At 64.1% G+C, this 25,289-nt stretch carries 2 protein-coding genes (1 of these 2 running past the window's edge); both read right to left on the bottom strand.

What is annotated here, in order from left to right; all coding sequences use genetic code 11:
- Nucleotides 1-12,771: the 5' portion of a non-ribosomal peptide synthetase gene (locus BW979_RS12220; RefSeq protein WP_076383886.1), read on the bottom strand. 885 nt of this gene lie to the left of the window's left edge; only the first 12,771 of its 13,656 coding nucleotides appear in the window; its start codon is at nt 12,769-12,771; the stop codon falls past the left edge of the window.
- Nucleotides 12,771-25,289, bottom strand: coding sequence for a non-ribosomal peptide synthetase (locus tag BW979_RS12215; protein ID WP_076383885.1), 12,519 nt, complete (start codon nt 25,287-25,289; stop codon nt 12,771-12,773). Before BW979_RS12215 ends, BW979_RS12220 begins: the two co-directional genes overlap by 1 nt.

Genomic DNA, 25,289 nt, shown 5'->3' with positions numbered 1-25,289 from the left:
AATGCCCGCATGTTCGGCCAGCTTCTGCTCGATCAGCGGCCGGTTCTGATGAATCCACTCGATGACATCCAGCTGGGGTTCACCCGGCTCCAGCATCAACGGGAATCGCTGCGGTGCTGCCACTAGTGATTCACGCACCCGCGCCGGTCGAGGCTTGGCGAGCGGTGTCACCGAGCGTTTGAGAAACTTGCCCAGCTTATCGGCCTTGGGCCCCGGGACGGTGGCAGGCTTGGCGGCGGCCGCCAAGTTGTCGACTGGCATGCTGATAGCTCCCAATTGAATGTCCTGATCAGCGACGATCTGTTCCAACAGGGCGGTCCAGGCCTGAATCAGGTGCTGAATGTGCTCATGTCCGAACAAGGTTGTGGCGAATTGCCAAGTGCCGCGCAATTGCCCTTCTTCTTCGTCAACGAACAACGCCATGTCGAATTTAGAATGGGTCTCCAACGCCGGCAGCAATTCCACGCTCAACCCCTTTATGGAGCGGGTGCGCACCGGCACGTTGTTCATCACGAACAACACCTGGAGCAAGGGATTCATGCCCTTGTGTCGTGGCACGCCCGAGGCCTCGACAATCTGGTCGAACGGCAAGTCCTGATGCTCCAGGGCGCCAAGCAGGTTGTCCTGGGTTTGCGCCAAAAAGCTTGCGAACGTGGCATCGGCGTCCAGACGCGAACGCAGGGGCAGCACGTTGACGAAGAAACCGATCAGCCGCTCCAGCTCCGGCTGTTCACGACCCGCCACGTCGGCGCCAACCACCAGATCTTGCGCAGCGCAGAGCCGATGCAATAACACCTGGAAGGACGCCAGCAGCGTGCTGTACAGCGTGACCCCGGCTTCGCTGGACAACCGGCGCAAGGCACCGGTCAGCCCGGTGGGAAGCTGGAACTGCAGCGCATCGCCGTCATAGGAGGCGGTCTGGCCCCGAGGGCGGGCCAGCGGCAGGTTCAGGCGCCCCTCGTAGCCACTGAGCCGGTGTTTCCAATAGTCAGCCTGACGCGCCAGTACGCCCTGCTCTTCCAGCGCCTGCTGCCACAAGGCGAAGTCATGGTACTGAATCTCCAGGGGCGCCAACGGCATCGGCTCACCCTTGAGGGATGCCTCGTAGACCTGCACCAGTTCGTTGATCAGCAGCCCCATCGACCAGCCATCGGAGATGATGTGATGCATGGCGTAGAGCAACACATGTTCGGTCGGCCCCAGGTGCAGGATCCGCCCGCGCAGCAGCGGTGCCTGCTCCAGATCGATCGGGGTGCGGGCATTTTCCAGCGTCGCCTGGGCCACCTGTTCCTGCCGGGCACTGGGCGACAGACCAGACAGGTCGATCACCGGGAAGTCCAGTCGGACCTCATCGGCAATCAGCGCCACCGGATCCCCTTCTTCGTTTTGGCGATACGCAGTGCGCAATACGTCATGACGGCGTACCACGTCGGCAAAGCTGCTCATCAGACGCTCCACCGACAACTCGCCGCACAGGCGCAGCGCCATGGGCATGCCATACGCCGAAGTGCCGCCGGACAATTGTTCGGCGACCCACAAACGTCGCTGCACCAACGACAGCGGCGCGGAACGGCGTGGCCCATGGGCCTGGAGCCGCACCCCACGGGAATCGCCCGCCCGGACCGGTCCATCGACGGTGCCGGCCATCAGCGCCGCCAGCGCCTTGAGCTGCGGATGATCGAACAGGTCACGCAGGCTCAGCGGATAGCCGGTCAGCTTACGCAAGCGTGAAACGGCCTGGGTCGCCAGCAATGAGTGACCACCGCGCTCGAAGAAGTGGTCGTTGCGACCGACCTGTTCCAGCTCCAGCACCTCTTGCCAGACACCGGCAATCTGTTGCTCCAGCTCACCCTCGGGTGCCTCGTAACCACTTTGCGATAACCCGGTATCCACGGCTGGCAGGGCCTTGCGGTCGAGTTTGCCGTTGGGCGTCAGGGGCAGGTGTTCGAGGAACAACAGGTGCGTCGGGATCATGTAGTCGGGCAGATGCTCCTTGAGGCCTGCCTTGAGCTGGGCGCGCGCACTGCTTTCGTCCGCTTGCAACGCCGAAGCAACCACGTAGGCCACCAGTTGCTGACCGCCCGGAGCGTCCTGGGCCAGCACCGCTACATCATGCACCTGGGGTTGCTGCAGCAGCCGTGCTTCGATTTCTCCCAACTCGATGCGGAAGCCGCGGATCTTCACCTGATGGTCGATGCGGCCCTGATACTCGAGCACGCCATCGGCGCGATAACGGCTCAAGTCACCCGTGCGGTACAGCCGTTCGCCGGTTGTGGAAAACGGGTTGGGTACGTACTTCTCGGCGGTCATCGCGGCGCGGCCGAGGTAGCCACGGGTGATACCCGCGCCGCTCAGGTACAGCTCGGCTGAAACGCCCTGGGGCACCGCTTGCAGGTCGGCGTCGAGCAGGTAGCTGGCGGTGTGCTTGACGGGCCGGCCGATGTTCGCCGTGCCGCCGGCAGTGCGGCGGGTCCAGGTGGAATAGGTGGTGTCTTCCGAGGGGCCGTAAAGGTCGTAGACGTGCTCAATCCCTTGTGGGAGCACTCCTGTGGAAGCACAGTCTGTGGGAGCAAAGCTTGCTCGCGATGGCGGTGGGTCAGTTACACATGGGCCAGCCGATAGGATGCTATCGCGAGCAAGCTTTGCTCCCACAGGCTCTGTTCCTACTGGTTTTGCTTCCACTGGCTCGCTCCCACCGATGGGGTGCTGATACAGCGCATCCACCAGGCTTTGCTTCAGCGGTTCCCCGGCCAGGTTGATGATGCGCACACTGGCTGGAATCTCGCCGCTGCGCTGCAACGCGGCGATGGCCGAGGGCACGCTGTTGATCAGCCGTACTTGATCGCGGGCCGGGAGTTGCGGCAGCTCCAGGGCGTTGCGAGCGATGATCAGCGAACCGCCGTTGGCCAGGGTCACGAACAGCTCCCACACCGACAAGTCGAAGCACACCGAGGTCGACGCGAGCACGCCCTGGATGTCATCGCGGCTGTAGACCGATCTGGACCAGTCGATCAGCGCCAGCACGTTGCGATGGGCAATCGCTACGCCCTTGGGTTGGCCGGTGGAGCCGGAGGTGTAGATCACGTAGGCGAGGTTGTCGGGCATCACGGTTGTGCGCGGTGCGCTCAATGGGTAGTGCGCCAGGTCGAGCTGATCCAGCATGAGCACGGCGGTTTCGGCCGGCACGCTCAGCGTTGCCGCCACGGATTGTTCAGTCAGCAATACCCGTGCGCGGCTGTCGTCGAGCATGTAGGCCACGCGCTCGGCCGGGTAATCCGGGTCCAGCGGCACGTAGGCGCCACCGGCCTTGAGCACCGCCAGCAAGGCGATCAGCAGGTGCTCGGAGCGCGGCATCGCCACGCCCACGCGCACTTCCGGGCCCACGCCCATTTCGATGAGTTTGTGAGCCAGGCGATTGGCACGGCCATCGACTTCGCTGTAGCTCAATCGGGTATTGGCGAAGGTCACCGCCAGGGCATCCGGTGTAGCCTCGGCCTGGCGAGCAATCATCTGATGGATGCACAGGTTTTGCTCGAACGGCGCGTCCAGCGGATTCCAGTCGTGGGTCAGGCGCTGATGCTCATCGAACTCCAGCATCGACAGTTCACTCAGGCAACGCTCGCCGCCATCGGTCATCTGTCCCAGCAACTGAGCCAGATGGGTCGCCAGCCGCGTCACTGTGGCGGGTTCGAAACTGGCCCGCTGGTAGCTCATGTGCACCGACAACTGCCGATCCAGGCCCACCAACAGCGTCAACGGGTAGTTGGTCTGCTCCTGGGTGGCCGCCGGACCAAAGCGCAGGCCATCCGGCGCGCCTTGCTCCAGGGCCTGGGCAATTGGGTAGTTCTCGAACACCAGCAAACTGTCGAACAGCGCTTCACCGCCCTGCCCGGCCCAGCGCTGGATGTCCAGCAACGCGGTGTGCTCGAACTCGCGCAGCGCCAGGTTCTGTGCTTGTACCGCTTGCAGCCAACTGTCCAGGGACTGCTCGGCCCGAGGGCTGGCGATCACCGGCAGGGTGTTGATGAACAGGCCGATCTGCTGCTCGATACCGGGCAAGTCCGCCGGTCTCCCGGCCACCGTCGCGCCGAAGGCCACGGTGTCTTTGCCGGTGTAACGCTGCAACAGCAGCAGCCACGCGGCCTGCACCAGCGTGTTGACGGTGACTTTCGAGGCACGGGCGAAAGCTTCCAGACGGCGGGTCAGCGTCTCGTCCAGGACCTGCACGTGATCGCCATAACCGGCGCCGGTCTGGGTCGGTGATGCAACGGCGTCGGCCAGCCGCGTCGGGGCCTCCAAACGTTGCAGCGCGGGCTTCCAGAACGCTTCGCTGGCGGCGCCATCCTGGCGTTGCAGCCAGGCGATGTAGTCCCGGTAGCGGCTGCCAGATGCAACGACGGGTTGGCTGCTGTAGCGCTGCAACACTTCCCCGAGCAACTGCGAGTTGCTCCAGCCGTCCATCAGGATGTGATGGCTGGTGTAGATCAGGTGATAGCGGTCCTCTGCCACGCGCACCACCAGCAAGCGCAACAGCGGCGCCGCATCCAGCTCGAAACCCTGCTGGCGCTGCGCCAACGCCAGGGCGTCCAGGTTCTGGGATGGATTCGCTGCGCCCCCCCCATCGTGGAACAGGAATGCAACCTCCATCTGCTTGTGTACAACCTGCAACGCCCGCTTGAAATCACCGTCCCAGACGAAACTGCTACGCAGCACTTCATGGGCGTCCATGGCCGCCTGCCAGGCCTGGCGGAAGCGCTCGACGTCCAAGCCTGCGACATCAACACGCAGTTGATTGATGTAATTGCCGGCCTGCTGCTCATACAGCGTATGGAACAGCATGCCTTGCTGCATGGGCGACAACGGATAGATGTCTTCGATCTGCCGCGCAGCCAGCGGCAACGTGTCCAGCTGGGCCTGAGTCAACCCGGCCAGCGGGAAGTCCGACGGTGTGAAGCCCTGATGCCGGGTCTGGCAGCAGTGCTCGATCAACGCCTGCAGCTCCTGAGCGTAATCCAGGGCCAGCGCCTGGATCGTCGACTCATCGAACATCTGCGTGCTGAATGTCCAGTCGATGCTCAATTCGCCCGCGTAGACGCTGCCATTGAGCGTCAGCCAATTGTCCAGCGGCGCCAGCGGGCTCTGTGGCGCACCCGCCGATTCGCCGGCCGGAACAAACAGCCCAGCGGCGTCATCAGCAAATCCGCTGTCGAACTGGCCCAGATAGTTGAAGGTGATGCGTGGCACCGGCAACGCCTGCAGGGCACACCGCGTCGGCTCATCACCCAGGTAGCGCAGCACGGCGAATCCGAGGCCCTTGTCGGGTATCGCGCGCAATTGTTCCTTGATGGCCTTGATCGAATCCTCGGTGGTCGTGGCCGGTGTCAACCGGACCGGAAACAGGCTGGTGAACCAGCCGACGCTGCGGCTCAAATCCAGGTCATCGAACAGAGCCTCGCGGCCATGGCCCTCCAACTGAATCAAGGTCGAGGCCTCCCCGGTCCAGCGACCGATCACCTGGGCCAGGGCCGTCAGGAGCAGATCGTTGACCTGGGTGCGATAGGCCGCTGGCGCTTGCTGCAAGAGTTGGCGGGTCTGGTTTTTATCCAGCCGCGTCTGGACCTGGGCCCCATGGCACCTGCGCAGTTCGCCCTGCGGCCGGTCATAGGGCAAATCGCCGCGAGCGCCCTCAAGTTGCCCTTGCCAGTACGCCATCTGGGTTTGGAACGCTGCACTGCCCGCATGGGTTTTCAAGCGTTGTGCCCAGGCCTGGGTGGCGCTGGTCTTGGCCGGCAGTTTCGGGGTCTGGCCGGCCTGCAATTGTTCATAAGCCTGTTGCAGGTCTTCCAGCAGAATGCGCCAGGACACCCCGTCCACCACCATGTGATGGATCACCAGCAACAGCCGTTGGCTGCCATCGGCCAGGTTCGCCAGGACACCGCGCAACAACGCGCCGCTTTCCAGGTCCAGGCTGCGCTGGGCTTGTTCGGCCAGGCGCTCCAGCGCCGGGGCATCTGCCACCTCAGCCGTCCACAACAGCGGTGAGCGACGCCAGTTCGCCTGCTGTTCAGCGAGTGTTTGATGGCGAGCGGTCCAGGCGTCGTCCTCACGCCTGAAGGCCAGGCGCAAGGCATCGTGATGGGCAACCAATGCCTGCAACGCCTGCTCCAGATGCCCGGCGTGTAAAGGCCGCAACCCCTTGAGCAGCACCGACTGGTTCCAGTGATGAGGCTCGGCCATGGGCTGGTCGAAAAACCATTGCTGGAACGGCAGCAGCAGCGTCTCTCCCGTCACCGGCCCCTGATCGATAGCCAGCCCGCTGTCACCCAGGGTCGCCACGCTGGCCAGACCCTGGATGGTCTGATGTATGAACAGATCCTTGGGGCTGAAATGGATGCCTGCCTGACGGGCCCGGCTGACCATCTGGATGGAGACGATCGAATCGCCCCCCAGCTCGAAGAAGTTGTCGCTGAGCCCCACTTGCCCGCGCCCGAGCACGCTTTGCCAGATACCGGCCAACGCCTGTTCGATGGCGGTGACCGGTGCGATGTAAGCCTTGGGGTTGGCGGTGATATCGGCCTTGGGCAGCGCCTTGCGCTCCAGTTTGCCGTTGGGGCTGACGGGCATTTTTTCCAGCCACAACCAGTGCTGCGGCACCATGTAGTCGGGCAAGGCCTGGCTCAAATGCTCCTTGAGATGACCTTGCAGTGTCTGGCGAACGATGTCTTCGGCGGCCAGCAACTCGGCGCGCGCCGGCACCACGTAGGCCACCAGCAAGCTCCCGTCCTGAGCGATGACAACGGCTTCACGCACGTCGTCGTGCTCGGCCAGGCGCGCTTCAATTTCACCCAACTCGATACGCAAGCCACGGATCTTCACCTGATGATCCATCCGCCCGGCGTATTCGATCACGCCATCGGCGCGGTAGCGCGCCAGGTCGCCGGTGCGATACAGGCGCTGACCATTGCCGAAGGGGCCGGTCACGAACCGCTCGGCCGTCAGCGCCGGACGTCGATGGTAACCACGGGCCAGGCCCTCGCCCGCCAGGTACAGCTCGCCGATCACCCCCACTGGCACCGGTGACAGTTCATCATCAAGGATGCAGGTGCCAAGGTTGGCAATCGGTTGACCGATCGGCACGCTGTCGCGCCCCTCCTCGACACAGGTCCAATGGGTCACGTCGATGGCCGCCTCGGTCGGACCGTAGAGGTTGTACAGGCCGGCGTTCGGCAGTTTGGCGAACACCTGCTGCTGCGCATCCACCGGCAAGGCTTCGCCGCTGCACACAATGCGTTTCAGGCTGGTGCATTCGGCCACGCGTGGGTCTTGCAGGAAAGCCTGCAACATCGACGGCACGAAGTGCAGCGTGGTGATGCGTTGCGCGGTGATCAGTTCGATCAGTTGTGTCGGGTCGCGATGAGCGCCCGGCGCGGCCACCACCAGTGTCGAGCCGGTCAGCAGCGGCCAGAAAAACTCCCAGACCGACACGTCGAAACTGAACGGCGTTTTTTGCAGCACGCTGTCGTCCGCCTCCAGCCGATACGCGTCCTGCATCCAGCACAGCCGATTGACCAACGCCGAATGACGATTACCCGCGCCCTTGGGCTTGCCGGTGGAACCCGAGGTGTAGATCACATACGCCAGGTTTTCGCCGTCGAGTCTGACGTGCGGATTGGCGTCGCGGCCTGCTTGCAGCCCGTCATCGGGCAGATCCAGCACCAGGCTGCGCAGCCCCGGCGGGATCGGCAATTGTTCGAGCAAGTGGCTCTGGGTCAGCAGCAAACCGATACCGCTGTCTTCGAACATATAGGCCAGGCGCTCCCGTGGATATTCCGGGTCCAGGGGCACGTAGGCACCGCCGGCCTTGAGAATCGCCAACAGCCCCAGCACCATTTCCACGGAACGCTCCACGGCAATGCCCACCAGCACATCCGGACCGACACCCTGCTCGATCAGCCGGTGAGCCAAGCAATTGGCCCGAGCATTGAGCTGGGCATACGTCAGGCGTTGCTCGCCGAAAACCAGCGCCGGGGCGTCCGGGGTTCGCCGCACCTGTTCTTCGATCAACCCATGCACACTGCGATCGAGGGGGTATTGCGCCGTCGTCGCGTTCCAGTCGAGCAGCATCCGCCGCCGTTCGTCAGCGTCCAGTAGCGCCCACTGCGCAACGGGCCGATGCAGGTCCTGCACCAGGCCTTGCAACAGGTTGAGCCAATGCCGGCCCATGCGCTCGATGGTGGCCGGCTCAAACAGATCCGTGGCGTAGGTCAGGGCGGCGTGCAGGCCTTGCGGGCTCTCACTGGTATCCAGGCTCAGGTCGAATTGTGCGGTGCGCTGTTCCCAGCCAAGCGGTTCGACCGCCAGGCCCGGCAAGGCATTGGCCAGTGCCGCACCGGTTTCGTTGCGGTGGTTGAACATGGCCTGGAACAACGGGCTGTGGCTCAGGTTGCGCTGCGGTTGCAAGGCATCGACCAATTGCTCGAACGGCAGGTCCTGATGCATCTGCGCCGCCATGGCTGTCTGCTTGAGTTGTTGCAGCAAATCCGCGCCGGTCAGATCACGGTGGAATTCGGCCCGCAGCACTTGGGTATTGACGAAGAAACCGATCAACCGCTCGGTTTCCAGGCGATAACGGTTGGCAATCGGCACCCCGACGCGGATGTCGGCCTGACCGCTGTAGCGATGTAGCAGCGCCTGGAAAGAACCGAGCAACAGCACGAACAGCGTGACGTTTTCCCGTCGGGCCAGGGCTTTGAGAGCGTCGCTCAGCGAGCGATCCAGCACAATCGGCAAACGCGCGCCGCGCAGGCTTTGCTGCGCCGGGCGCGGATGGTCCGTGGGCAGCTCCAACAGCGGTTGCTCGCTGCCCAGTTGCCCGGTCCAGTAGGCCAGTTGTCGCTCCCGTTCGCCGGCGGCCATCCATTGCCGCTGCCAGACGGCATAGTCGGCGTATTGCACCGCCAGAGGCGGCAACTGCGCAGGCTGTTCCTGAATGAACGCCGAATACAGACTCATCAGGTCGTCGACCATCACCTGCAACGACCAGGCGTCGGCAACGATGTGATGCACGGTCAGGACCAGAATGTGCTCCTGCTCGCTCAACTCCAGCAGCGCCACGCGCAACAGCGCCTCGCTCAGCAGATCGAACGGGCGTTGCGTCTGCTGCTCGAGGAACGCCTGAATACTGGCCTCGTCAGCCACTGCCAGGCGTTGCTCGACGAAGTGGACCTGCCCCTGCGGACGAATCACCTGGCAGGTGTGGCCATCGTCCTCCACGAACGCTGTGCGCAGGCTTTCGTGACGTTGCAGTAGCGCTTCAAAACTCTGGCGCAGGGCGATTTTGTCCAGCGCACCGTGCATCCGCAGCGCGGTCGGAATATTGTAGGCGGCACTGTCGGGGTCCATTTTCCACAGGAACCACTGGCGTTCCTGGGCGAACGACAGCGGCAGCGGTGCGTCACGCGACACCGGCACCATCGCGGGCGCCAGTTCGCCTTGGCCGGCGTCGAGGGCATTGACGAAGTCCTGCAACGTGCTGTGTTCGAACAGGCTGCGCAGCGGCACCTCGATAGCCAACGCTCGACGGACCCGAGACACCACCTGGGTGACCAGCAGCGAGTGCCCGCCCAATTCGAAGAAGTTGTCCTCCAGCCCTACCCGCTCAAGCTTGAGCACCTCCTGCCAGATCGCCGCCACCTGTTGCTCACGCTGACTGCGGGGCGCCACGTAAAGCCGCTGCACTTCGCCCACATCGGGCGCCGGCAACGCCTTGCGATCGACCTTGCCATTGGGCGTCAGCGGCAGTTGTGCCAGGAACACCAAGTGCGCCGGAACCATGTACTCGGGCAATTGCGCCTTGAGCGCGGCCTTGAGCGAAGCGCGTAACGAAGCCTCGTCCGCTGCTTCACCGATCGCGAGCACCACGTAACCCACCAGTTGCGCACCGGTCGGGGCCTCATGGGCCACCACCACGGTTTCCCGCACAGTGTCCTGGGCCAGCAATGCGGCTTCGATTTCACCCAGCTCGATACGCAAGCCGCGAATCTTGACCTGATGGTCGATGCGTCCGATGTACTCGACCACGCCTTCGGCCCGATAACGGGTCAGGTCGCCGGTGCGGTACAGCCGCTCGCCACAGGTGGAGAACGGGTCAGGCACAAACCGTTCGGCGGTCAACGCCGGACGTTGAAAGTAGCCGCGGGCCAGCCCGTCGCCGCCGATCAGCAACTCACCCGGCGCGCCCGGAGGGTTGAGCGTCAGGTCACTGCCTACGATGTACAGGGCGGTGTTGTCCAGCGGCTTGCCCAGGAACGGACGGCTGTTTTCCAGACTCAGCGGATGCACCGCCGACCAGATCGTGGTTTCGGTCGGGCCATAGAGATTCCAGACCTTCGGCGAAAGTGCCAGCAGTCGTTGCGCCAACTCCAGGGGCAACGCCTCGCCGCCGCAGAGGAACGTGCGACCGGCCAGCACCGCCGAGTGCTCATGATCCAGCAACATGCGCCAGCTCGAAGGTGTGGCTTGCAGCACGCTCACGTCGTGACGCTCGATCAGCGCCAGCACCGCTTGTGGATCCTGATGCACGTCCTGGCCGGTCAGCACCACGCTGGCCCCGGCCGACAACGGCCCGTAGATTTCCAGGCCAAAAATGTCGAAGGAAAACGTCGTCAGCGACAGCATGCGATCGCTGGCCGTGATGCCTGGCCGGGCGATCATGCTGGTGACGAAGTTGCTCAGCGCGCCATGGCGGACCATGACGCCCTTGGGTTTACCGGTGGAACCGGAGGTGTAGATGACGTAGGCCAGGTGCTCGGTGGTCAATGGCACCGCCGGGCATGTGGACGGTGCGGCCTGCCACGCGGCGTCCGGCTGGTCCAGCAACAGGGTGCGCAGGGTCGCCGGGATCGGCAGTTGAGCCTGCAAGCGGGCCTGGGTCAGCAGCAACTCGATGCCGCTGTCCTGGATCATGTAGGCCAGGCGATCCTCGGGGTACGCCGGGTCCAACGGCACATAAGCGCCGCCGGCCTTGAGAATCGCCAGCAGGCCGACAAGCATCTCGGTGCTACGCTGCACCGCGATGCCCACCGGCTGGTCCGGCGTCACGCCCAGGCCGATCAAGCGGTGGGCGAGTTGGTTGGCGCAGGCCTCCAGTTGCCCGTAGCTCAAGGTCTGTCCATCAATGGTCAGCGCCAGTGCATCAGGCGTTATCCGCGCCTGTTCGGCGATGCGCTGGTGCACGCACAGGGCGTCGCTGCCATGGTCGACCACGCGGTGCCAGTCTTGCTGTGTGCGACGCTGCTGGGCGGTGTCGAGCAGCGGCAACTCACCGATGCGCTGCTGCGGCGCATCGACGATGCCCTGCAACAGGTTCTGCCAGTGGCGGGCCAGGCGTTCGATGGTGTGGGGTTCGAACAGGTCGGTGGCGTAAGTCAGCTCCGCCGCGACACCCTGCCCGGTTTCATAAGTGCCCAGGGTCAGATCGAACTGAGCGGTGCGCCCTTCCCACACCAGGTCCTCGACGCTCAAGTGCGGCAGTTGCTGTTGCCGGTCCTGGGTGTCGCTGGCGGTCTGGTGGTTGAACATGACCTGGAAGATCGGACTGTGGCTGAGGCTGCGTTCAGGTTGCAGGGCCTCAATCAACTGCTCGAACGGCAAGTCCTGATGAGCCTGGGCCGCCATGGCCGACTGCTTGACCTGCGCGAGCAAACGGTCGAACGGCAGTTGTCCATCCACATGGGCGTTGAGCACCTGGGTGTTGACGAAAAAGCCGATCAGGCCCTCGGTCTCGACCCGATTGCGGTTAGCCACCGGCACGCCGACGCGAATCTGCGGCTGGCCGCTGTAGCGGTGCAGCAAGGCCTGGAACGAGGCCAGCAAGACCATGAACAGACTGGCGCCTTCGCGCTGGGCCAACTGTTTGAGCGCCGCGCCCAGTTCCGGCGGCAGGTTCAGGTCCAGGCGCGCACCGCGAAAACTCTGCACGGGCGGGCGCGGATGATCGAGGGGCAACTCCAATACCGGTTGTTCGTCGCCCAGGGTCTGCACCCAGTAGGCCAACTGCCGCTCACGCTCACCGGCCTCGAGCCAGTGACGCTGCCAGATCGCATAGTCGGCGTATTGCACGCTCAGCGCTGGCAACGCCAACGGCTGGCCGGCGGTGTCGGCCGCGTAGTGACGCACCAACTCATCCACCAGCACCTGCATCGACCAGCCATCGGCAATGATGTGGTGCTGGATCAGCGCCAGCACGTGGTCGTCCTCGGCGATTTTCAACAGCGAAACCCGCAGCAACGGCCCCTGGCGCAAATCGAACGGGCGTGCGGTTTCAGCCTCGACGAACGCCTTGATGGCGTCGTCCTCGCTGGCCGACGGAGCGGCGGGCAAGGCCTGCACGGCGATGCCCAGGGACATATGCTGGTGGATAACCTGCACGGTTTGCTCGCCGTTCTCGCCGAAGGTGGTGCGCAAGCTTTCGTGGCGATCGAGCAGTGCGTTGAAACTGCGCTCCAGGGCCGGCACGTCCAACTGCCCTTTGAGGCGCAGGGCACTGGGGATGTGGTAAGCCGAGCTGTGGGGATCCATTTGCCAGAGGAACCATTGACGTTCCTGGGCGTAGGAGAGCGGGATGTGTTCGAACCCGAGACGGACCTGGGGAATCGGCAGATTGGCCGGCGAGACGCCCTCTTCGAGCATTTTCTCCAGGTACAGCTTACGTTTGTCCAGCGGCAGAGTGATAAAGCGCTTGGCAATCGTCAAAGCAACACTCTTGTCCATCAGACTTCCTCCATTTCATCAAGCAGGGCTTGCAGCTTGCTGAGTTTCTGTTCATTGATTGGCGCGTCCCCGGTGTCCAGTTGCGCGACAAAATCCCTCAGGACGGGGTGCTGGAAAATCAGTTGCGGGGTCAGGGTCAACCCCAGTTCGAGCGCCATGCGCGAGACGACATTGACCGCCAGCAGCGAATGGCCGCCCAGCTCGAAAAAGTGATCGTTCAGGCCCACGCGCTGCACCGTGAGCACCTGTGCCCAGATCGCCGCGACCTGCTGCTCAAGCTCAGTGACCGGAGCGACATAACCGGCCTGCAACCAGCCAGTGTCCACAGCCGGCAGGGCCTTGCGGTCGAGCTTGCCGTTGGGGGTCAGCGGCAATTGCTCGAGGAACAGCAGATGGGTCGGGATCATGTAGTCGGGCAGGTAGTCCTTGAGCCTGGCCTTGAGTTCATCGCGCAGTGCGCGTTGCTCCTCGGTGTCATCCAGATTCAGGGACGGAGCGACCACGTAGGCCACCAGTTGCTGGCCGCCCGACACGTCCTGGGCCAGCACCGCCACCTCACGCACCTGGGGCTGTTGCAGCAGCCGTGCTTCGATTTCTCCCAACTCGATGCGGAAGCCGCGGATCTTCACCTGATGGTCGATGCGGCCCTGATACTCGAGCACGCCATCGGCGCGATAACGGCTCAAGTCACCCGTGCGGTACAGACGTTCGCCGGTTGTGGAAAATGGGTTGGGCACATACTTCTCGGCGGTCATCGCGGCGCGGCCGAGGTAGCCACGGGTGATACCCGCGCCGCTCAGGTACAGCTCGGCTGAAACGCCCTGGGGCACCGCTTGCAGGTCGGCGTCGAGCAGGTAGCTGGCGGTGTGCTTGACGGGTCGGCCGATGTTCGCCGTGCCGCCGGCAGTGCGGCGGGTCCAGGTGGAATAGGTGGTGTCTTCCGAGGGGCCGTAAAGGTCGTAGACGTGCTCAATCCCTTGTGGGAGCACTCCTGTGGAAGCACAGTCTGTGGGAGCAAAGCTTGCTCGCGATGGCGGTGGGTCAGTTACACATGGGCCAGCCGATAGGATGCTATCGCGAGCAAGCTTTGCTCCCACAGGCTCTGTTCCTACTGGTTTTGCTTCCACTGGCTCGCTCCCACCGATGGGGTGCTGATACAGCGCATCCACCAGGCTTTGCTTCAGCGGTTCCCCGGCCAGGTTGATGATGCGCACACTGGCTGGAATCTCGCCGCTGCGCTGCAACGCGGCGATGGCCGAGGGCACGCTGTTGATCAGCCGTACTTGATCGCGGGTCGGCAGTTGCGGCAGTTCCAGGGCGTTGCGGGCGATGATCAGCGAACCGCCGTTGGCCAGGGTCACGAACAGCTCCCACACCGACAAGTCGAAGCACACCGAGGTCGAAGCGAGCACGCCCTGAATGTCATCGTGGCTGTAGACCGATCTGGACCAGTCGATCAGCGCCAGCACGTTGCGATGGGCAATCGCCACGCCCTTGGGTTGGCCGGTGGAACCGGAGGTGTAGATCACGTAGGCGAGGTTGTCGGGCGTCACGGTTGTGCGCGGTGCGCTCAATGGGTAGTGCGCCAGGTCGAGCTGATCCAGCATGAGCACGGCGGTTTCGGCCGGCACGCTCAGCGTTGCCACTACCGCCTGTTCGGTCAGCAGCACTTTGGCGCGGCTGTCGTCGAGCATGTAGGCCACGCGCTCGGCCGGGTAATCCGGGTCCAGCGGCACGTAGGCGCCGCCGGCCTTGAGCACCGCCAGCAAGGCGATCAGCAGGTGCTCGGAGCGCGGCATCGCCACGCCCACGCGCACTTCCGGGCCCACGCCCATTTCGATGAGCTGGTGGGCCAGGCGATTGGCGCGGCCATCGACTTCGCTGTAGCTCAATCGGGTATTGGCGAAGGTCACCGCCAGGGCATCCGGTGTGGCCTCGGCCTGGCGAGCAATCATCTGGTGAATGCACAGGTTTTGCTCGAACGGCGCGTCCAGCGGATTCCAGTCGTGGGTCAGGCGCTGATGCTCATCGAACTCCAGCATCGACAGTTCACTCAGGCAACGCTCGCCGCTATCGGTCATCTGGCCCAGCAACTGAACCAGATGGGTCGCCAGCCGTTCTACCGTGGCCGCCGAGAAGCTCGCCTGCTGGTAGCTCATGTGCACCGACAGTTGCCGATCCAACCCCACCAACAGCGTCAATGGGTAGCTGGTTTGTTCCTGGGTGAGCGCCGGGCCAAAGCGCAAACCGTCCGGTGCGCCCTGTTCCAAGGCCTGGGCAATCGGGTAGTTCTCGAACACCAGCAAACTGTCGAACAGCGCTTCACCGCCCTGCCCGGCCCAGCGCTGGATATCCAGCAGCGCGGTGTGCTCGAACTCGCGCAGCGCCAGGTTCTGTGCTTGTAGCGCTTGCAGCCAACTGTCCAGGGACTGCTCGGCCCGAGGGCTGGCGATCACCGGCAGGGTGTTGATAAACAGGCCGATCTGCTGCTCGATGCCGGGCAAGTCCGCCGGACGACCGGCCACCGTCGCGCCGAAGGCTACGGTGTCTTTGCCGGTGTAACGCTGCAACAGCAGCAGCCACGCGGCCTGCACCAGCGTGTTGACGGTGACTTTCGAGGCACGGGCGAAAGCTTCCAGACGGCGGGTCAGCGTCTCGTCCAGAACCTGCACGTGATCGCCGTAGCCCGTGTCGGCCTCCCCGGACTGCGCAATGGCATCGGCCAGCCGCGTCGGGGCCTCCAAACGTTGCAGCGCAGGTCTCCAGAACGCTTCGCTGGCGGCGCCATCCTGGCGTTGCAGCCAGGCGATGTAGTCGCGGTAACGACTGCCGTGAACCGAGACGCTCTGGCCGCTGTAGCGCTGCAACACTTCCCCCAGCAACTGGGAATTGCTCCAGCCGTCCATCAAGATGTGATGGTGGGTGTAGATCAACTGATAGCGCCGCTCATCGAGCCGCACGATCAGCAGTCGCAACAGCGCCGGCGCGCTCAGGTCCAGCTGCCGACGCTCGGCTTCGGCCAGGGCCTGCAAGGTTTCATCGCGCTGCGCATCGTCCCGCAAATCATGTAAGCGGTAAGGCAAGTCCAATTGCTTGCTGACGATCTGCACCGGATCTGGCAGGTCACCCTGCCAGACAAACCGTGTGCGCAAGATGTCATGGGCGTCCACCGCCGCCTGCCAGGCTTGACGGAAACGTTGCGGCTCCAGGCCTTCAACGTCCAGGCGCAATTGGTTGATGTAGTCGCCCGTGGCGTCGCCGTAGACGCTATGGAACAGCATCCCTTGTTGCATCGGCGACAGTGGATACAGGTCGGCGATCTGCGCCGTCGCCACCGGCAAATCATCGAGTTGCTGCTGGTTCAGGCGGGCCAGGGGGAAGTCCGACGGCGTCACGCCGCCATGCTCGCCGTGGCAGCAATGTTCGATCAAGCCTTGCAGCTCGCGGGCGTAATCGTCGGCCAGGGCCTGGACGGTGGCTTCGTTGAACTGCTCGCGGCTGAAGGTCCAGCCCAGGTTCAGTTCGCCGCCAAACACTTGGCCGTTCAGCGCCAGGACGTTGGACAGCGGAGCCTGGGCGTTCAATTCATCGCCGGCGCCTTCGCTGGCCGGCACGAACAAGGCACCTTGCGCTTCGCTGAAGCTGGCATCGAACTGCCCCAGGTAATTGAAGGTCAGCTGCGGTACCGGCAGCCGGGAAAGGATCGCCTGCGTCGGGTTATCCGCCAGATGAGCCAAGGCACCGAAACCCAGGCCTTTGTTGGGGATCGAGCGCAACTGCTCCTTGATCTGCTTGAGAGAGGTCCCCAGGTCCATCGACGGCGTCAGTCTGGCCGGGTACAGGCTGGTGAACCAACCGACGGTGCGGGTCAGGTCCACGTCATCGAACAACGCTTCGCGGCCATGGCCTTCGAGCTGGATCAACGCGCTGTCGGTGCCGGTCCAGCGCACCATGACCCGGGCCAAAGCGGTGAGCAGCAGATCATTGACCTGGGTGCGATAGGCCTTGGGCGCGTCTTGCAGCAGTTGGCGAGTCAATGAAGCATCGAGCCGGGTGCGTACCGTCAGCGCGAGGTGGTTGTGCTGGCCACCCTGGGGATTGTCCATCGGCAACCGCCCATCGACACCCTCCAGCCGGGTCTGCCAGTAGGCCAGTTCTTCCTGCAACGACGCGCTGCGGGCATAACCTTGCAAACGTTCGGCCCAGACCTGTGCCGAGGTGGTTTTCGCCGGCAACTGCAGCATCCCGCCGTCGGCCAGTTGCCGGTAGGCGCTTTGCAGATCGTCGAACAGAATCCGCCACGACACGCCATCCACCACCAGGTGATGGATCACCAGCAACAGCCGCTGACTGCCATCGGCCAACGTCGCCAGCACCGCCCGCAGCAGCGGCCCGTCTTGCAGGTCCAGGCTGCGTTGCGCGCGGTTGGCAATGTTTTCCAGCGCCTGGGCGTCAGGCACGTCCACCGCCCAAAGCAGCTCTGCGCAGTGGCTGGCCGGGGACCGGTAAGTGGCCTGCCAGCCCTCGCTGCGTTCGCTGAAGCTCAAGCGCAGGCCATCGTGGTGCACCACCAGCGCGCTCAAGGCTTGCGCCAGCACGCGGGCATCCAGAGCGTGCGTGGGTTTGAGCATCACCGCCTGGTTCCAGTGCTGACGCTCAGGGATCGCCTGCCCGAAGAACAGCCGTTGCACCGGCAACAGGGTCAGCTTACCGCTCACCGGCCCTTGATCGATGACGTGCGTGGTTTCACCCGAACGCGCCACCACCGCCAACGCTTCGATGGTCTGGTGCTGGAACAAGTCTTTGGGGGTGAAGTGAATACCGGCCTGACGGGCGCGGCTGACCACCTGGATCGAGACGATGGAGTCGCCCCCCAGTTCGAAGAAGTTATCCCGCAGGCCGACTTGGCCGAGCTTGAGCACGTCCTGCCAGATGGACGCCAGTTGCTGCTCCAGGGTGCTGCGCGGTGCCACGTAGCGTTGCTGCAATTGACTGACGTCAGGCTTGGGCAGGTTCTTGCGGTCGAGCTTGCCGTTGGGGGTCAGTGGCAGGCGTTCGAGCAGCAGCAGATAGGCCGGAACCATGTGCGCCGGCAGGGTGGCCTTGAGTTGGTCGCGCAGGTGCTCGGTGAAATCGGCACGCGGCGCCATTGATTCATCGGCCACCACATAGGCCACCAGACGCTTGCCGCTGCCGGCGCTGCCTTCCTGGGCGACCACCACCGCTTCACGCACGCCCTCGAGGGCTTGCAGGCTGGCTTCGACTTCCCCCAGTTCGATACGGAAACCACGAATCTTCACCTGGTTGTCGATGCGGTCCAGGTAATCGAACGTGCCGTCGGCGCGCTGGCGCACCAGGTCGCCGGTGCGGTACAGCAAGCCACCACCAGCACTGAACGGGTCGGCGATAAACCGCTCGGCCGTCAAGCCTGGGCGGTTGAGGTAACCACGAGCCAGACCGCTGCCGCCCAGGTACAGCTCACCGGCCATGCCCTGGGGCAGCAGGTTCAGGTCGGCGTCCAGCACGTAGGCGCTGCGGTCGCCGATGCGGCTGCCGATGGGCGCATACGCGGCGGCGCACACCTCGTCACGACCCGCTTTCCAGATCAGCGGCGTGACCACGGTTTCGGTCGGGCCGTAGCCGTTGATGATGAAATCTGGATTCAAGGCACGCTTGACCCGTTCGAAACTGGCGTTGGCCACCGCATCGCCGCCAAAGCAATAGATCCGCACCTTCGGCGGGTTGCCTTCGCGCTCGGCGTGTTCGGCCAGTTGTTGCAGGTACACCGGCGGGAACGCCACCACCGTCACAGCGTGCTCGCGCAGGGCGTTGTAGGTTTGTGCCGGGGTCCACAGGCTGTCATCGCGAATCAGCAAGGAGGCACCGTGGGTCAGGCTGGTGAGCCAGCGCTCATGGGCACCGTCGAAAGCGAAGGACATGAAATGGAATTCGCAATCGCTGCTGTGCATTTCATAGCGCTCGCCGATGGCCTGGCAGTGCATCGCCAGCGGACCATGGGCCACACTCACACCCTTGGGATTTCCGGTGGAACCGGAGGTGTAGATCACATAGGCGAGGTTTTGCGGGTCGATCTGGACGGACGGTGCGCTCAGCGGTTGCAGGCTCAGGTCCAGGCGATCGAGTTCCAGCACCTGGGCGGCGCCTTCCAACGGCAACTGCGCCGACACCCGGGAGTCGGTGAGCAACAACGCCAGCCCTGAATCCTCGATCAGGTACGCCAGGCGTTCACGGGGATAGCCGGTGTCCAGCGGCACATAAGCACCTCCGGCCTTGAGCACCGCCAGCAGCGCGACAATCACCCCTTCGCTGCGCGGCAAGGCCACGCCGACCCGGGTTTCCGGGCCCACACCATGGGCCATCAGTGCGTGGGCCAATTGGTTCGCCCGCCGCTCGATGTCGCCATAACTGAAACGCTGACCGTCAAAGATCACCGCCGTGCTGTGTGGGTTTAGCGCTGCCAGATGGGCGATGCGCTGGTGTACGGCAATGTCGGTCGGGTATGGCTGCGGATGGTTGGCCGCCTGTTGCCGAGCCTGCTCCTCGGCGCCGGCCAAGGCGATTTCCCCCAGGTTGCGCAGCGCCGATTCGGCGAAGCGTTCCAGCAGTTGCAACAGGTGCTCGCTGATGCCGGCGATGGCCGCCGGGCTGAAATGCGCCCGGTCGAAGCTGTAGTGCAGCGCCAGGCTCTGGCCAATGGTCACCGCAACACTCAACGGATAATGGGTTTGCTCCTGGTGAGTGACCTCACCGAACACCACGCCCTGCCCGGCGCCTTCTTGCAGGGCCTGAGCGATGGGGTAGTTTTCGAACACCAGGATGTTGTCGAACAGCGCTTCGCCGCCCTGCCCGGCCCAGCGCTGGATGTCGGCCAACGGCGTGTGCTCGAAATCGCGCAGGCTCAGGTTCTGCGCCTGCACCGCTTGCAGCCAGGCGCCGACCGACTGATCCGGGCGCGGCGCGGCGATCACCGGCAACGTGTTGATGAACAGGCCGACCTGTTGCTCGATGCCCGGCAAGTCCGCCGGACGCCCGGCCACGGTGGCACCAAAGGCCACGCAGTCGTGACCGGTATAGCGTTGCAGCAACAACAGCCACGCCGCTTGCACCAGGGTATTGAGGGTGACTTTCTGCTGGCGGGCAAACTGTTCCAGGGCCTGGGTGCGCGGGACGTCCAGGGTCTGGAAGTGATCGCCATGACCGCTGTGGATTTCGCTGGCGGACATCACACTCGCCAAGCGGGTCGGCTCCTGCAAAGTCGCCAGTTGAGCGCTCCAGAACGCCTCGCTCAATTGCCCGTCCTGACGTTGCAGCCAGGCGATGTAATCGCGATAGCCCCCGACGGCGCTGGCCGACGTGCGACCGCTGTAGCGTTGCATCACCTCACCGAGCAGCTGCGAATTGCTCCAGCCGTCCATCAAGATGTGGTGATAGGTGTAGATCAAATGCCATTGCCCGGCGCCGGTCTGCACCAGCACCAGGCGCAACAGCGGCGCCTGGCTCAGATCGAAACCTTGCGCTCGCTCGCTATCGGCCAGCGCGGCAAGGGCCTGCGACGGATCACTATGCTCGCGCCAGTCCAGCACCGTGAATGGCAATTGCACCTTCTTGTGGACGATCTGCAGCGGCTGCTGCAATTGCCCCTGCCAGACGAAGCCGCTGCGCAAGATGTCCTGCGCATCGACGGTGGCTTGCCAAGCGGCGCGGAAACGTTCGGTGTCCAGGCCTTGCACGTCCACCCGCAACTGGTTGACGTACTCACCGGCGGCCTGCTCGTAGAGGGTGTGGAACAACAGCCCCTGTTGCATCGGCGACAGTGGATAGAGATCGTCGAGCTGGCCGGCCGGCACCGGCAGCCCGTCGAGTTGCGCCTGAGTGACAGGCGCCATCGGGAAATCCGACGGTGTGGCTTGCGGCGTGACCAGGTTGGCGCAGTGTTCGATCAGCGCCTTGAGCTCAATGGCGTATCGATCGACCAGTTGCTGCACGGTCGCGCGGTCGAACATCTCACGGCTGAACCCCCAGCTCATCGCCAGTTCGCCGCCATAGACCTGACCTTCCACGGTCAGCCAGTTGGCCAGGGGTGCCGTCGGGTCCTGGGCGACGCCACTGCCTTCGCTGGAGGGCACGAACAACGCCGCCTCATCGAACTGCCGGTCGAACTGGCCGAGATAGTTGAACGTGATGCGCGGTGGCGCCAGGTCCGCCAGTTCGGCGCGCACCGAAGGTGCCGCCAAATGACGCAGCACGCCATAACCCAGGCCTTTGTCCGGGACGCCGCGCAGGTGTTCCTTGATCGCCTTGATCGACCCACCGAGATCGTCGCTGGCCGTCAGTTTCACCGCGAACAGGCTGGTGAACCAACCCACCGTCCGGGTCAGGTCGATGTCATCGAACAGCGCTTCACGGCCATGACCTTCCAGTTCGATCAGCGTGTCCGGCTGCCCACTCCAGTGACGGATGGTGCGGGCCAGCGCGGTCAGCAGCAGATCGTTGACCTGGGTGCGATACGCGGCAGGCGCCCGTTGCAGCAATTGTCGGGTCAGTTCGGCATCCAGACGCCATTCGATCTTCGCGCCGTGGGCATTTTCCAGGCTGCCTTGGGGCCGATCACACGGCAGGTCCAGCGCGCCTTGGTGCTGGGCTTTCCAGTAGGCCAACTGATCGTCGAAGCGCGGCGCTTCGGCGTTCAGACGCGCGGTCCAGCTCTGGAATGCGCTGGTCTTGGCCGGCAAGGTCACGCCGCCACCCGCCGCCAGTTGTTCGTAAGCCTGCTGCAAATCTTCCAGCAACACCCGCCACGACACACCGTCTACCACCAGGTGATGGATGACCAGCGCCAGCCGCTGACTGCCGTCGGCCAGATTCACCAACATGGCGCGCAACAGCGGCCCTTCTTGCAGGGAGAGGCTGCGCTGCGCCTCGTCGCACAGCGCATTCAGTTGCTCGGCGGATTGGGCATCGCGCAACCACAGATCAGCGCTTTGCCGCAGCAGTCCGTGGCTCTGCTGCCAGCCGTCCGCGCCCGGCACAAAGCGCAGGCGCAGGGCATCGTGATGATTGATCACGCAGGTCAGCGCCGCATCGAGCCATTGCCCATTCAAGGGCTCGCGAGCGGTCAGCAGCAGCGACTGATTCCAGTGCTCACGGGCGTTCATCGGCCGCGAGAAAAACTGCTGCTGGATCGGCCCGAGGAGAGCCGCGCCGGTGATAGGCCCCTGGTCCACCGCACTGTGATGGTCGAGGCTGGCGACCAGGGCCAGGCTGCGCACGGTCTGGTACTGGAACAGATCACGCGGATTGATGCCGATACCGACCTGCCGCGCACGGCTCACCACTTGAATGGAGATGATCGAATCACCGCCCAGCTCGAAGAAATTGTCTTCGAGGCCGACCCGCTCCAGCCCGAGTACGTCCTGCCATATTCCAGCCAGCGCGATCTGCAGCGCATCCTGCGGCGCGACGAACGCCTGCTGTGGCGCCGCATCCGGTTGCGGCAGGGCCTTGCGGTCCAGTTTGCCGTTGGCGGTGACCGGTAATCTGGCCAACGGCATCAGGTAGGTCGGCACCATGTATTCCGGCAGACTGCCCAGCAGCCACGCTTTGACGTCCTGCTGCCACTGCTCGTGCGGGTGGGTGTTTTCCAGCACCAGATAACCCACCAGATGCTTGCCGTCCTGCACCAACACCACCGCCTCGCGCACCAGCGGGTGCTGCATCAGGCGGGTTTCGATTTCGCCCAGCTCAATGCGCAGGCCACGCAGCTTGACCTGATGGTCGAGGCGGCCAAGGTATTCGATCACCCCGTCGGCACGCTGGCGCACCCGGTCGCCGGTGCGGTACAGGCGCGCGCCGTCATGGAAGGGGCACGGTACAAAACGCTCGGCGGTCAGCGCCGGGCGCTGGTGATAACTGCGCGCCAGCCCCGCCCCGCCCAGGTACAACTCGCCAGGCACGCCGTACGGCACCGGCGCCAATTGGGCGTCGAGCACGTGGGTGCGCAGGTTGGCGATCGGCCGACCGATCGGCACGCAATCGGCACCTTCGTCGACGCATGTCCAGTGGGTCACGTCGATGGCCGCTTCGGTCGGCCCGTACAGGTTGTAGAGGCTGGTGTTCGGCAGTTTGGCGAAGACCTGTTTCTGCGCATCCAGCGGCAAGGCTTCGCCGCTGCAGACGATGCGCCTTAGCCCTTCACAGGTTTGCACGCCCGGCTCATGGATAAACGCCTGCAGCATCGACGGCACGAAGTGCAGCGTGCTGATGCGGTAACGGTTGATGATATCGATCAATTGCAGCGGGTCGCGGTGCGCACCCGGCGCGGCCACCACCAGACACGCACCAGCCATCAGCGGCCAGAAGAATTCCCACACCGACACGTCGAAGCTGAACGGCGTTTTTTGCAACACCGCATCGCTGTCATCCAGGCCGTAAGCCTGCTGCATCCAGCACACACGGTTGACCAGAGCCGCGTGACTGTTGCCCGCGCCCTTGGGTCTGCCAGTGGAACCGGAGGTGTAGATCACATAGGCCAGACTCAACGGATCAACCGTCACCTCGGGGCGACGTTCGCTGTAACCGTCGAGCCAGCCACTCGGCTGATCGAGCAGAATCACGCTGACGCCATCAGTTGGCAGCTCCGCCGCCAGCGAGCGCTGGGTCAGCAGCAACGCGATGCCGCTGTCTTCGATCATGTAGGCCAGGCGATCCTGCGGGTACTCCGGGTCCAGCGGCACATAGGCGCCGCCGGCCTTGTGGATCGCCAGCAGACCGACCACCATTTCCACCGAACGCTCGACACAGATCCCCACCAGCGTGTCCGGCCGCACACCGCGCTCACGCAGCAGATGGGCCAGGCGGTTGGCGCGGGCATCGAGTTGCGCGTAGCTCAGACTTTGTTCGCCAAACAACAACGCCGGTGCATCCGGGGTGCGCGCCACCTGGGCTTCAATCAGGTGATGCATGCAGCGGTCGGTCGGATAGCGCTGGGCCGTGGCATTGCCACCGTGCACCAGGGTTTTGTGCTCATCGGCGTCGAGCAGCGGCAATTCGCCGATGCGTTGCGACGGATCGGCGACCATCGCCGCCAGCAAACGCAACCAATGCCGGGCCATGCGCACGATGGTTGGCACTTCGAACAGGTCGTTGGCGTACGTCAGCGCGGCGTGCAGCTTGCCGGCCTTTTCGTAGGTGTCCAGGGTCAGGTCGAACTGGGTGGTGCGACCCTGCCAGTCGAGCATGCCGAGTTCCAACCCGGACGCGGTGCTGACCGTGGTGAGGTCGGCTACGTGCGGCTGATGGTTGTACATCACCTGGAACAGCGGCGTATGGCTGAGGCTGCGCTCCAGCTTCAGGGCTTCGACCAGACGCTCGAATGGCAGGTCCTGATGGGCCTGGGCACCGAGCGCGGTCTCTTTGACTGCGCGCAGCAAATCGGCAACCCGCGTCTGCCCGTCAAGTTCGGTGCGCAGCACCTGGGTGTTGACGAAGAAGCCGATCAGGCCTTCGATTTCATCGCGATTGCGGTTGGCGATCGGCACACCGACGCGGATATCGGACTGGCCGCTGTAGCGATGCAACAGCACGTTGAACGCGCCGAGCAACAGCATGAACAGCGTGATGCCGTGCTGCTGGGCGGTGCTGCGCAGTTGCTCCGCCAAAACGGCATCGATGGCAAACTCATGACGGCTGCCGCGATAGCTCGGCATGGCCGGGCGCGAGTGATCGGTCGGCAGTTCGAGCACCGGATGCTCGCTGCCCAGTTGCGCCTGCCAATACTCGAGTTGCCGCGCCTGCTCGCCCGCTTCGAGCCAGCGGCGCTGCCACAGGGCGTAATCGCTGTACTGGATCGGCAGCGGCGCGAGTTGCGGCGACTGCCCCGCTTCATGGGCGTCGTAGCAACGGATGAATTCGTCGATCAGCACGTTCATCGACCAGCCGTCGGAGACGATGTGGTGCAAGGTCAGCAACAGCACGTGTTCCTGCTCGTCGAGCTTGAGCAGCTTGACCCGCAGCAACGGCCCGACCGCCAGATCGAAGGGCAGCAGTGACTGTTGCTGCGCCGCCTCGGCCACTGCCCGTTCGCGCTCGGCGGCCGGCAAGGCACTGAAATCCTGTTGCTCGATCAGCAGCGGCGCGCAGGTCGGCACTTGCAACAGGCTATCGTCCGCCTGACGCTGGAACACCGTACGCAGGGTTTCGTGACGCGCGACGAGGCTGGCGAAGGCCTGCTCCAGCGCCGTCAGGCTCAACGCGCCCTTGAGCCGCACCGCCCCCGGCAGGTTGTAGGCCGCGCTGCCGGGCTCCAGCTGCCAGAGGAACCACATGCGCTGCTGGGCGTAGGACAAGGCTTGGCGATCTTCGGCTTCAACGCCCTGGGGGATGGGGAAACCGCTGAACTCGACGCCCTCCTTGTCCAGCGCCGCCAGGAACATCCGGCGCTTGTCCAGGGGCAACCCGATAAACCGGCGAGCAAGTTTCAAGGCGTCTTCAGCATTCAT

This window comes from Pseudomonas sp. A214 (assembly GCF_900156295.1).
Lineage (GTDB): Bacteria > Pseudomonadota > Gammaproteobacteria > Pseudomonadales > Pseudomonadaceae > Aquipseudomonas > Aquipseudomonas rhizophila.
Note: the sequence above shows the minus strand (reverse complement) of the source record. Positions and strands in the feature narration are given on the sequence as shown.

Coding starts and splice junctions, on each gene's coding strand:
- BW979_RS12215 (WP_076383885.1), bottom strand. CDS start 25,289: ATGAATGCTGAAGACGCCTTGAAACTTGCTCGCCGGTTTATCGGGTTG.